At 58.8% G+C, this 12599-nt stretch carries 12 protein-coding genes; all 12 read right to left on the bottom strand.

Annotated features, from left to right (window positions below; genetic code table 11):
• Positions 1-24: 24 nt before the first annotated feature.
• Entirely contained in the window at positions 25-813 is a 789-nt protein-coding gene (locus ACI3GR_RS17020; protein ID WP_028288590.1) for an SDR family NAD(P)-dependent oxidoreductase, read from the bottom strand.
• 13 nt (positions 814-826) lie between these two features.
• Positions 827-1618 (bottom strand): ABC transporter ATP-binding protein, encoded by a 792-nt coding sequence (locus ACI3GR_RS17025; protein WP_028288589.1) that lies wholly within the window; start codon positions 1616-1618, stop codon positions 827-829.
• 61 nt (positions 1619-1679) lie between these two features.
• Positions 1680-2918 carry an ABC transporter substrate-binding protein gene (locus tag ACI3GR_RS17030; protein ID WP_051630972.1) on the bottom strand — a complete coding sequence of 413 codons (1239 nt, stop codon included), beginning with the start codon at positions 2916-2918 and terminating at the stop codon, positions 1680-1682.
• Between the two features lie 34 nt (positions 2919-2952).
• A complete protein-coding gene (locus ACI3GR_RS17035) occupies positions 2953-3885 on the bottom strand; it encodes a branched-chain amino acid ABC transporter permease (RefSeq protein ID WP_336245362.1) in 933 nt (310 codons plus the stop codon).
• Positions 3886-4008: 123 nt separating this feature from the next.
• Positions 4009-4893, bottom strand: coding sequence for a branched-chain amino acid ABC transporter permease (locus ACI3GR_RS17040; RefSeq protein ID WP_028288586.1), 885 nt, complete (start codon positions 4891-4893; stop codon positions 4009-4011).
• 15 nt (positions 4894-4908) lie between these two features.
• Positions 4909-6864 carry an AMP-binding protein gene (locus ACI3GR_RS17045; RefSeq protein ID WP_233145719.1) on the bottom strand — a complete coding sequence of 652 codons (1956 nt, stop codon included), beginning with the start codon at positions 6862-6864 and terminating at the stop codon, positions 4909-4911.
• A gap of 46 nt (positions 6865-6910) precedes the next feature.
• Positions 6911-7690, bottom strand: a complete 780-nt coding sequence (locus ACI3GR_RS17050) for an ABC transporter ATP-binding protein (protein WP_028288584.1) — start codon at positions 7688-7690, stop codon at positions 6911-6913.
• Positions 7691-7901: 211 nt separating this feature from the next.
• Positions 7902-8741 carry an HTD2 family dehydratase gene (locus ACI3GR_RS17055; protein WP_028288583.1) on the bottom strand — a complete coding sequence of 280 codons (840 nt, stop codon included), beginning with the start codon at positions 8739-8741 and terminating at the stop codon, positions 7902-7904.
• 10 nt (positions 8742-8751) lie between these two features.
• On the bottom strand, positions 8752-9915 hold the full coding sequence (locus ACI3GR_RS17060) for an acyl-CoA dehydrogenase family protein (protein WP_028288582.1): 1164 nt from the start codon (positions 9913-9915) through the stop codon (positions 8752-8754).
• A gap of 3 nt (positions 9916-9918) precedes the next feature.
• Positions 9919-10713, bottom strand: coding sequence for a citryl-CoA lyase (locus tag ACI3GR_RS17065; RefSeq protein WP_100160969.1), 795 nt, complete (start codon positions 10711-10713; stop codon positions 9919-9921).
• Positions 10713-11627, bottom strand: a complete 915-nt coding sequence (locus ACI3GR_RS17070) for an SDR family NAD(P)-dependent oxidoreductase (protein ID WP_028288580.1) — start codon at positions 11625-11627, stop codon at positions 10713-10715. The genes ACI3GR_RS17065 and ACI3GR_RS17070 overlap by 1 nt, the downstream gene beginning before the upstream one ends.
• A gap of 12 nt (positions 11628-11639) precedes the next feature.
• Entirely contained in the window at positions 11640-12599 is a 960-nt protein-coding gene (locus ACI3GR_RS17075; RefSeq protein WP_028288579.1) for a hydroxymethylglutaryl-CoA lyase, read from the bottom strand.

The following is a 12599-nucleotide window of genomic DNA, read 5'->3' on the forward strand; positions in this document are numbered from 1 at the left end:
GGCGGCAGCCGTCCGATGGCGGCTCTAGCAGGCAAAAGAATACCCGCCATTCACCGGATAAGTTTGACCGGTGATCCAGCTGGCAGCATCCGAGCAGAGGAACAGGATCATTCCGGCGGGGTCTTCCGGCTCGCCCAGACGGCGGATCACGTATTGCGACAATGCCCGCTTCTCGGTCTCTGCATCCGGGATCAGGTCGGCGACAGCCGGAGTTCTTGTGCCCCCCAAGGCGACGCAATTCGCGGTGATCCCGAACCGACCACCGGCTTTTGCAATTGCCCGCATGAAGCCGGCCGCGCCGGCCTTGGCGCCGGAGTAGACCGCCAGATGCGGCTCGCCCACGCGGCCCGCGTCGGAGATGACTGTCACGATGCGCCCATAGCCGCCCTTGACCATCAGGGGCATTGCGTGACGGGTGCAGTTCAACACGCCGTCGAAATTGGTCGCCATCCAGCGCTTCCATTCCGATGGGTCTGAGTCCCAGAAGGGCACCAGATCATCGAGCCGCGAGGTCGGCCCCGCGTTCCCGGCGTTGTTGACCAGGATATCCACGCCGCCGAACGCGGATTGCGCCTCGGCGAAAGCTGCGCCGACCGCCTCGAAGTTCGAGACGTCAAAGGCGATTGGCAATGCCTTGGCGCCAGCTGCTTCAACTTCTGCGGCAACGCTTTCCGCCCGATCGGCGTGAAAATCATTGATCACAACAGCGCCTGCGCCATGTTCCGCCAGATAAAGCGCGACCTGCCGGCCCACGCCCTGTCCGGCGCCGGTCACCAGCGCGGTGCGGCCCTTGATATCCAGGATGGTGCTCATGAATTCCTTCTCCTCAGCCCAGCCATCTCTTCCGGCGGCGATAGTGTTTGATATCTCGATAGCTTTTGCGCTCGCCCGATGCGGTGACGCCGAGATAGAATTCCTTGATGTCCTCGTTGTCAGCGAGCTTGTCGGCAGGGCCGTCCATCACGATCCGGCCGTTCTCCATCACATAGGCATAGTCGGCGATCGATAGCGCCGCGGCGCTGTTTTGTTCGACCAGGAAGAAGGTCGTGCCTTCTGACTTGAGCTGCTTGAGCACTTCATAAACATCCCGGATCATCATCGGGGCCAATCCCAACGACGGTTCGTCGATCGCGATGATCTTGGGGCTGGCCATCATGGCCCGGCCGATCAGCAGCAGTTGTTGTTCGCCACCAGACATGAAGCCAGAGGTGCGGTTGCGCAGGTCCGCAAGCCGGGGCATCAAGGTGTAAACATGGTCCAAGCGCTTTTTCAGCTCGGCGGAGTTGGGCACCATGTGCCCGCCGACGATCAGGTTTTGCTCTGACGTCAGATGCCGCAAAACGCGCCGCCCTTCCATCACATGGATGAGACCGTTCTTCACGACTTCCGAGGCTTCCATGTTCTGAATGGGAGTTCCGTCCAGAACGATGGACCCCGCCGAAACGGTTCCATCCTCGGATTTGAGCGTTCCCGAGATGGCTTTAAGCGTCGTGCTTTTTCCTGCGCCATTGCCACCGAGCAGAGCAACACATTGTCCCGCACGGACTGTCATGGACACGCCTTTGAGCGCCAGGATGACGTCGGAATATGTCACCTCTACGTTGTTGAGTTCCAGCATGGTCATATTGCCCGGGGCTAAGGATCAGAACGGGCGCCGCGACTGCGGCGCCCGGATTAATTCACCATTTCTCAACTTGCGGAACGTCGACACCCGTTGCCGCGATGGTGATTTTCCCATCTTTGACGGTGCCCACATTCACTTTGAGGCCTTCCAATGGGAACGGTGCTTCTGGCGTAAAGGACAAGGTCGGCAGGAACCCATGGGTTTCTTCGGTGGTGATCGGTTTGGCAAAAAGCGCCTCACGTACCATCTCTCCGGTCAGGCCCTCGGCGCCGTTCGCCTCGATCGCGTGATCGATCACGGTCACGGTATAGAGACCCTGAGATACGCCCATTGCGGTCACGACGTTCCAAGGTGCTTCGAGTCCGTAATCGGCAACCAATGTCTCGTAGAATTGTCGCGCGGGAGTGTCCTCATCGGCCGCAATCGCCATGCCGTAGGCTTCAAAGTCCCCCTCCATTTGCTCAAGCCCGCCAAGCGCGCCACCCGAGGCTGGAAGCCCGTTATGCGAACTCATCATGATCGGGATGTTCGCCCCGTTGGCCTGCAGCCCACGTTTCGCGGCAACCACGATAGAGGTGTTCGTTTGGATTACCAGCGCCTCGGCCCCGGCTCGTACAACGCGGCGCATTTGCCCCGTCAGATCGGTGGGTTGAACTTCGGTATAGATGACCTCGACGAGGTCGATCTCCTCGGGGTGCTCTTCGGCATAGAGTTCAAGGCCCTTTGCCATGTCGACATAGGCAGGCGATGCTTCGGAGGCGAGGATCGCAACCTTGAGCGGTTCGTCTCCTCCGCGCTGTTCACGCATCCAGTTTAGAAAGCCGACACTTTCGTGCGAATAGGTCGGACGTGGGTTGAAAATCCAGGCATCCGGTTGCCAGGCAAAACCGTAGGCCGCTGTGGCCATGAACATCGGGATTTTGTCTTCCGGCAGGCGTTCGGAAAGGGCCGCGACGTCAGGCCCGCCGAGGCCGACAACCGCAATCGGGTCCAGTTCCGATTTGATCCCGGGCCAGAGACTTGCCACCTGTGCCGCGTCATAGCGGGTTTCGTAGTTTTTGTAGTTCAGCGTGACGCCAAGTTCCTTGCCGCGGGTTTCATTCCACCAGGTGAACACAGCTTCGCGTCCGCCTGCCAGGATGGGCATGATGTCAGCATAAGGGCCGGAAAAGTCCGACAGCAGGGCCAGATTATAGGTCTCTTCGGCCTGCGCCTTCAAAGGCATGGTCGCCGCGGCCGCCAAGGCAGCCGCTGCCAGTAAGCCGCGAAGACCTCGATTCGATTGGTAAGTCATATTCTTCCTCCCAGGTTTAGAGCCGCTCTATTTCTCAGTAAGGAAACGGCCAGATACGGTATGACGACTTCAGGATGTTCCAGCGGTGCATCAGCCCCTTGGGTTCGAGGATCATAAACAATGCGATCACGCCGCCAAGAACGACATTCATGCCAGCGAACACGATGTCACCGCCAAGGAATGATACCGAGTCGGCGATATTGGGGCCGACCGTCGCGATAATTTCCTGGATGATGCGGATAATGAAGACGCCGATCAGGGCCCCCACGATTGAACCCATCCCGCCGACGATGATCATCGCGACGAAGAAGATCGAGTGAAACAGGGTGAACTGGTCTACCCCCACGAAGCGGATCAGATAGGCCCAAAGCGCCCCGCCGACGCCCGCATAGAAAGCGCCGATCAGGAAGGCATTTGCCTTTGTGGCCGCGACATTGATCCCCATTATACCCGCGGCCACGTCATCATCCCTGACCGCCACGAAGGCACGGCCGAAGCGTGACCGAACGATCCCGAACGCGCCCGCCACCATGATCGCGGTCACGGCGAAATTCAGATAGAACTGCGAAGATTCGCTGACAAATCGCTGCCCGAAAAGCTCGGCCGGGGGCACGGTGATACCGTTCGATCCACCCAGCCAGGTTGACGGCAGGTTCAATACGGCAAAGTGGAACAGGAACTGAGCTGCAATCGTGGTCAGTGCCAGATAGAACCCCTTGATCCGCGCCGCGGTCAAGCCAAAGAGAAAGCCGAACAGCGCAGCCGAGAGCCCGGCCAGAGGAATGGTCAGCAGAAACGTAAGGCCGGTCTTCGAGGCCAGTATCGAGGCCGTATAGGCGCCGACCCCCATGAACGCCGCCTGACCCAGGTTGATCTGGCCCGCATAGCCGGTGCAGATCTGAAGCCCGACGGCGATGACGGCGCTGATCATCATCATATTCAGGATAGCGATGATACGGCTGCTCACCAGGTAAGGCGCCAACAGCAGTAGAGCCATGAATACGACGAGGGCCAGAAACTGCCAGCGCGTTCGGATCAAACGTCTGTCACTGCGATAGCTTGTCGGGAATACGCCAGAAGGATCCATGGATTACACCCGTTCGATTGTGCGCCAGCCGAACAGGCCGGTCGGCCGGATCAGCAGAATGGCAAGCATTATGATATATGGAACGACACTGCCGAGCGAGCCACCGATCAACGGATCAAGGTAGTTGGTGGTCAAGCTCTGCGCGATGCCGATGATTATTCCTGCCAGGATAAGCCCGCCGATGGATTCCAGCCCGGCAAAGAGCGCCACCGGCAGGGCCGCGAACCCGATATCCGAGGCCAGGAAGGTCAGCGATTTGCCGCTGAGAAAGATCATCGCACCAATTGTGGACAGGATTGCCCCGAGAACCCAGGCAACGGCAATCGAGCCTTTCACCGAAATGCCCATCGAGGAAGCTACGACGTGGTCCTCCGCCACAGCGGTCATACGGAGGCCGGACCGGGTCCGGTTGAAGAACCACGACAGGCCGACGGCCGCGACAATGGTGATGATCCCACCTATCAGGAGGTTCATCGGGATCAACATATCGCCGAGGAACAAGGGTTTCAGCGGAAAAATGATCGGGAAGGGTCTTACCGCGGGACCGAACACAAGCAGCACCAAACCGCGCAGCAGGATCAAAAGGCCGACGGTGACCATGACCATCGAGAAAACCGATTCACCGATCAGCTTTGTCAGGAAAATCCGTTCGATTGCGTACCCGACCAGCCCGGCCAGAACCAGCGAAAGGGGTATCGACAACCAAAGGCTAAGCCCCGCTTGCATCGTTGTGAACCAGACGATGAACCCGCCGATGATCACAAGCTCGCCCTGCGCGAAGTTGAACACCTTGCTGGCGCGGTAAATCACAACAAAGCCCATGGCCACCAGCGAATACAGAAGGCCGATCAAAGCCCCGGTAATGATGTCATTGATGAAATAGACCATTGTCGCCGACCTCCTTTAAGATTTGGACTGCCGCTTGGCAGCCTTCGATGCGTTTTCAACATCCGACACGCGAACCGTGGTCTTGAGAACGCCTTGACGGCCGTCCTGATAGGTCACAGCGATTTCGAGATCTGTCTCGTCATCGCCAGCATAGATCGCCTCGACGAGCTTGGCATACCGTTCCTCCAGAAAGGCCCGGCGAAGCTTTCGGCTGCGGGTCAACTCGCCTTCATCCGGGTCGAGTTCCTTGGGAAAATTCGCAAAACGTGCCACGCGCGAGCCTTCGGGCAGGAGCGCATTGATGCGCGCCACTTCGCCTTTGATAAGGTCCAGAACTTCGGGTTTCTGCGAGAGATCGGTGTAGGTCGAAAAGCTGATCTTGTTCTCTTCCGCCCAACGCCCGAGAACTTCCATATCGATATTGATAAGCGCGCTGACGAAGCTCCGGGTTTCGTCGCCCAAGGTCATGAGATCCTTGATGAAGGGGCTATACCGCAACCGCGTTTCGATGAATTGCGGCGGATAGCTGTGCCCATTTGCCAGGCGGCGCATATCCTTGACACGGTCAAAGAACAAAAGCTCGCCGTCGTCGGTCATCGACACCGCGTCACCGGTCTTGTACCAACCGTCTTCGGTCAATTCCTCTGCGGTCTTTTCGGGCTTGCCGTGATAGCCACCGAAGCCCGATCCGCCACGCACCTGAAGCTCCCCTTCGTCCGAGACCCTGTATTCCAGCGGTTCGCCGTAGTTCGTGTTGCTTTGCATCCAGCTGCCGCTGGTTTCCAGCTGATAGCTTTCGCCGACATGCGCGGTCAGAAGGCCGATTTCGGTCGCGCCATACACGTTGCGCAGCTTAACCCCCATCGCGTGGAACATACGAAAGACGTCAGGTGCCATCAGGGCGCCGCCGCTCATTGCGTTTTTGGCCTTACCAAGGCCAAGATTGTCGCGCAGGTGATGCAGCACCAGAGCTTCGGCAAAGGGAAGCTGCAGGCGTGCGGCAAGGCTGGGGCTACGCCCCTCCAGCCGTTCCACATAAACGTCGTGGCCGACCTTCATACCCCAGTTGTACATCGCATTGCGGATTTTACCCGCCCCCAGCATCCGGGCCTGAACGATGGAGGCGAGATTTTCCCACTGGCGCGGGCTGAACACCAGTGCGTCGACCGCCAGTTCGCGAATGTTGGTCAGTACGTCTTCAGGGCCTTCGGGGAAGTTGACGACCATGGGCGCGATCAAACCGATCGACAGGCCGAAAATCTGTTCCGTGACCCAGGCCGGCGAAATGTAGGTCAGGTATTCGGTGCCCGGCGCGATTTCGATTGCCCCCATCACCCGCGAGCAATTGTCGAACAGGTAGCGATGGCTGATGACAACGCCCTTGGGTTTTCCCGTGGTACCCGAGGTATAGGACAGCAAGGCGGTATCGTCCGCCCGTCCACGTTTTACGTGTTCTTCAAATCTGGCGGGTTCCTTGGCGTGGATCTGACGCCCGGCCGCGCTCACACTTTCAAACGAATGCAACAGGGGATGATCATAGCCCCACAGACCGGAATCGTCCCAGTAAACGACCGCCAGGGCGCCCGAGTACTTGCCCGCAATCTCGATGCATTTATCGACCTGCTCCTGATCCTGTGCCAGAAAAATCCGCGTTTGCGAGTCTTCGGCCAGATACAGAATCTCTTCAGCGTTTTGATCCGGATAGACAGACAGGACTTTGCCGCCTAACGACTGGACGGCGTATTCAGCCCAGAAATGTTCGGGTTCGTTTTCGCCAATCATCATGACGGATTCGCCAGCCGACAAGCCCAGGTTCTCCAACCCGAGAGCCAGGGCGCGAACCCTGTCAAGAACATCGGCCCAGGTGAATTCACGCCAGATGCCCAGGCGCTTGTGCCGTTCGGCGAGGTTGGTCGGTGTGGATGTCGCTCGCGCGAGCAAAACCTGCGGCAGGGTTTCGCTATGTGTCACTGCTGGGTCCGAAAAGACCATTGCTGTCCGTTGTTTGACCATGCCGCTACCCCAGATATGCCTTTATGACAGCCGGGTCCTTCTGGATTTCTTCCGGGGTGCCTTCAGCGATGACCCGCCCGAAATCCAGCACCACGATCCGGTCGGCAAGGTCCATCACGACGCCCATGTCGTGCTCCACCAGAACTACCGGAATCTTGCGCGCCTCGCGCACATCGAGAATGAAGCGCGCCAGGTCTTCTTTTTCCTCCGAGTTCATGCCGGCCATCGGTTCATCCATCAGCAGGATCGACGGTTCCTGCGCCAATGCACGGCCCAGATCGACACGCTTGCGCAACCCATACCCCAACGTGCCCACGGGCCGGTTGCGGATTGCCTCGATCTCGAGAAAATCGATGATCTCCTCTGCGGCTTCACGATGTTCCGATTCCTCGCGCATCACGGGACCGAACTGGAAAAAAGCCTGGACTACATTCGATTTCATCAGCATGTGGCGGCCGATCATAATGTTTTCCACCACCGTCTGCCCGGCAAAAAGATGGGTGCCCTGAAACGTCCGCGCCAGACCGCGCCGGGCGATCTGGTCAACACGCAGGCCGGTCACGTCCTGCCCGGACAATTCGACACGGCCCTTCTGCGGACGGTAGAAGCCCGCAGTCACGTTTAGAAGTGATGTTTTTCCGGCTCCGTTCGGTCCGATAATTGCAAGCAATTCATCGTCGGCCACAGAAATGCTCACATCGTCGAGCGCGGTCACACCGCCAAATTTCAAAGTTGCACCACGCACCGCAAGCGGTGAGGATACGTGCCCGTTATTCGTGGTCATGTTGCGGCCCGTGCTTTTGCCCCACACCTCATGGAGGCGCGCATAGCCTGACCGCACGGTTTTTCGTTGGTTACGAGTTTTCCTCGCATTGTTCCTCCTCCCACCTCTAAATTCAGAGGTTTGCCTGGTTTATTTACCAAGTCTCTCCGCGAAGCTTAACAGATGTTAGAAAAATTGGTCAACAACTGAATTCGCTACCGAAGAAGACCGATCAGACGGCCGCGTACTCTGCGGAAAAGCTTCGAAGACCTTTTTGATCCTGACACCAGACTGTCCCGGAGGTGCCGGTCCCTTCATTGTGCAGTTGCAATTCGCAGGGCAGGGTGAGTGGCGCGAGGCCACGGAACGAAAACCGGTGGGGCGATGTTTTCAACGCACCCGCCGCCAGATTCAGAAGCAGCGTGGCCTGCAATGGGCCATGCACAACAAGTCCGGAATAGGCTTCGGTTTCGGTGGCGTAGACGTAATCATAGTGAATGCGATGGGCATTGAACGTCAGCGCCGAATAGCGAAACAGAAGAACAGGATCCGGTGTCAGCGTCGATCTAAGCGTGTTGGGGTCACCCGCGTCAGCTGCGCTCTCGCCCGTGCGGGGGGTGGAAATCTCACGATAAACGATCGTTTGCTGCTCCCGGATACAAAGCCGGTTGCCACTCAGATACTCATGTTCGACGGTCACAAAGACCAATGGTCCACTACGGCCCTGCTTGGCCACAATATTCCTGATCGAAGAGCGTCGGGTGATGGTTTCGCCGATTTTCAGCGGCGCGATATGCGTAACATCGCCGCCAGCCCACATGCGGGCGGGCAGCAGAACAGGGGGCAGAAATCCACCCCTCGCGGCGTGGCCGTCTTCTGACAGGGCGGCAGCTGGCACGGTATCAAGGGCAAGGCACCAATGAACCCCCAGCGGGACATCGCCGGCTTCGTCCCAAAGATGCGGACCGAGCGTGGCGCGGAATTTGTCGATCAGCCCCTGCGTCAGAACATCTTCCTTGGTCTCGGTGCGTCCCAGCCAGGGCGCCAGCGCGTCAAGGTCGATCTCACCCATGTTTCTGGCCTCAGAAGGATCGGGGCATGCCGAGGATATGTTCGCCGACATAGGAGAGGATCAGGTTGGTCGAGATCGGGGCGACCTGATAGAGGCGCGCCTCGCGAAACTTGCGCTCAACATCGTACTCCCGTGCGAAACCGAAGCCGCCGTGGGTCTGGATGCAGGCATTGGCCGCTTCCCAGCTGGCTTCCGAAGCCAGCAGCTTGGCCATGTTCGCCTGTGCACCACAATCCAGTCCGGCATCGAACCGCCTGCAGGCTTCAAAGCGCATCAGATTGGCGGCCTCGATGTTCACATAGGACCTGGCGATAGGGAATTGCACACCTTGGTTCTGGCCGATGGGACGGTCAAAGACCACGCGGTCGCCGGCATAGGCGCGGGCCTTGTCAACGAACCAGTATCCATCACCGATGCATTCCGCCGCAATCAGGGTCCGTTCGGCGTTCAGCCCGTCAAGAATATGGTAAAACCCGCGCCCCTCGGTGCCGATCAGGTTCTCGGCGGGGATTTCCAGGTTGTCGAAAAACACTTCATTGGTTTCGTGGCCGGGCATGTTGGCGATGGGGCGGACCTCCATCCCGTTGCCGATTGCCTCTTTCAGATCGACCATAAAGATCGACAGGCCCTGCGACTTTTTCTTGACCTCGCTCAGCGGCGTAGTGCGGGCCAGCAAGATCATCAGGTCAGAATGCTGGATACGGCTGATCCAGACCTTCTGGCCATTGATCTCATACCGGTCACCCTTCTTGACTGCGATGGTCTTCAGTTTGGTGGTGTCGGTCCCGGTTGTCGGTTCGGTCACGGCCATGGATTGCAGGCGCAACGCGCCGCTGGCAATACCGGGCAGGTATGTCTGCTTTTGCTCATCCGAACCATGCCGCAGCAGCGTGCCCATGTTATACATCTGCCCGTGGCAATGGCCCGCGTTTCCGCCGCAGCGGTTCACCTCCTCCATGATGATCGAGGCTTCGGTCAACCCCAGACCCGAGCCACCGTATTCCTCTGGGATCATCGCGGCAAGCCAGCCCTCGCGGGTCAGCGCATCGACGAATTCCTCGGGGTAGGTTTCGTCTTCGCCGAACTTGCGATGATACTCTGGCGGAAACTGCGCGCAAAGTGCGCGCAAGGCATCGCGCAGATCGGTGTGAGTGTCTGGGGCTGACGTCTGCATCGTTCAAGCCGCTCCCGGGCCGGAGGTTTCGAGGATTTCCTCTTCGGCGCGCTGCCACAATTCATAGGAGATCGGGTTTTCGCTCTCTTCGAGGATATGACCGACCAGGCCGATGGCGCGCGCCATGACGCCAAAGCCCCGCACGATCTTCCAGGGAAAGCCGAATTCACAGCAGATCGCTCCGATCGCACCAGTGGCGTTAATCGGCAGCATCTTACCCGATTTTTCTTCGGCAACGGCCTGAATTTTCTGGATCAACTCGATGTATTCACCGGACTTGCCGTTCTCGGCAGCGATCTGGAACAGGCGCGGGGTGCGCGGATCGACCGGTTTGTGCACCGGATGTCCGAGCCCCGGCACGATCATCTTGCGGGCGCGGAATTTTTCTACCGTCTCGACGGCCAGCGCATCCAGATCGACACCGGTGCCCAACTTGTCCTGTGGCAGTGCCTCGTAAAGCATTTTCGAGGCACCTTCCATAGAACCGACAAAGACGGTGCCCAGCCCACACAAGCCAGCCGCCACAGCCGCCTGAAGCGATTCCGGCGCCCCCATATAGGTCATCCGCGCCGCCAGGGCCGAGGGCGTGATACCATGTTCGACCAGGGTAATGACGATGGCGTTGAACACCCGGCTTTCCTCGGGTGTGGCCTTGCGGCCCGTCAGTTGCAGGAACGCCAGATCGCCGAGGTTCATGTGGCCCAGGATCTCGTTGGGCAGGTCGAGGCCACGCACGCTGATCTTGTCAGGGGTGCTCCAGGCAATGCTGGAGCTGATTTTTTCTTTGCGTTTTCCCATTAGACCGGATCCCATGAAAAGACATCCGCCGAAACTTCGAGCGGCGTGAACTGCGATTTGAGCGCGGGAATGGCGCGATCGGCGATTTCATCGGCGGTCCAGCCATCACCGGAATGAACCGACCGCACCGGGCGGGGCTGGTTGAACAGGAAGATCTCGTTCTTGCGAACCGCAAAGATCTGTCCTGACACGTCAGCCGCGCGGTCGCTCATCAGGAAACAGGCCATCGGTGCAACCTTGGCCGGTGTCATCTCCTTGATCTTTTCGACCCGTGCCACCTGTTCCGGGGTGTCTGTCTTGATCGACGAGATCATCCGGCTCCAGGCGAAGGGCGCGATGCAGTTTGACCGCACGTTCCAGCGCTTGAGATCAAGCGCAACAGATTTTGAGAAGGCCGCGATGCCCAGCTTCGCGGCAGAGTAGTTCGCCTGGGCAAAATTGCCGATCAGCCCCGAGGTCGAGGTCATGTGCACGAGCGCGCCGCTTTCCTGTTCGCGGAAATAGTCGGCGGCCGCGCGGCTGGTATTGAAGGCACCATAAAGATGGACCTTCACCACCGCGTCGAAATCCTCATAGGTCATCTTGTGGAAGTAACCGTCGCGCAGAATGCCGGCGTTGTTTACCACCGCGTCGATGCGACCGAATTCCTTGACCCCGGCTTCGATCATCGCGCGCGCGGCATCGGGATCGGTGACAGAGCCGCCATCGGCAATGGCATCGCCCCCAGCGGCCCTGATCTCTTCGACGACTTTCTGCGCCGCAGTTTCTGTCTGACCGGTGCCTTTCAGGGATGCGCCCAGATCATTGACCACCACGGCGGCGCCTTCGGTAGCTGCCATCAAGGCGATATCACGCCCGATCCCACCGCCGGCCCCGGTGACCAGAACGACCTTTCCGTCAAGTGCTTTTGTCATCTTCTTGCTCCCTCAGAGTGACTTGCGGTATTTGTCCAACCCGCCGGTGTGCATGACCCGGCCCATGAGCGGCACACCGATGATCTCTTCTGCTTTGACCGCCGCTGCGATCAGCTTGTCCAGATCAATGCCGGTTTCGATGCCGAGCTCGTGACACAGGAACACTGCATCCTCGGTGCAGACATTTCCTGCGGCGCGCGCGTGGCCGTGGCCCGCGAAAGGACAGCCGCCAAGACCGGCGACGGAGCTTTCGAACATGTCCACGCCCATCGACAGGGCCGCATAAACGTTGGCGATCCCCAGCCCACGTGTGTCATGGATGTGCATACCGATGCGCGCCTCGGGCGCCAATTCGCGCAGGGCGCCGATCATCCGTTTGACCGCCTCGGGGTTTCCCCAACCCATGGTGTCGGCGACCACGAGGATCGGCACGGGGATGTTCTCTTCTTCGCATAGCTGAAGGATAAAGCGGAAATCGTCCAAGATGCGTTCTTGGGGGATGGGGCCCTCGAGGTTGCAGCCGAAAGCGGTCATCACATAGGCCGCGTCGACGGTATATCCCTCTTCCTTGTAAAGACGGACCCAGTCACGTTGTTTTTCCCGCATCTCGGCCGAGGAACAATTGTTGTTCGATTGGGCGAATGCTTCGGAAGGATAGAACAGCAGACGCGGGTCGATATCGACCTCATGCGCGGTCAGGGCCTTGCGAAACCCTTTGTCGTTCAGCCACAGCGATGTGTAGTTCACGCCCGGTTTGCGCTTGATACGCTGGAACAACTCGCCGGTGTCCGCCATCTGAGGAACGTATTTCGGGCTGACAAAGCTGCCGACCTGAATGCGTTTCAAGCCGGTTTCGCTGAGCATGTCGATCAGTTCGATCCGCTCTTCGATCGGGTAAATCTTCTTTTCGATCTGAAAACCCTCACGCGGGCCTTCTTCACGAAATTCTACGAATTTGGGAAAGTCGCTCAT

This window comes from Pseudooceanicola aestuariicola (assembly GCF_045763785.1).
Taxonomy (GTDB): domain Bacteria; phylum Pseudomonadota; class Alphaproteobacteria; order Rhodobacterales; family Rhodobacteraceae; genus Pseudooceanicola.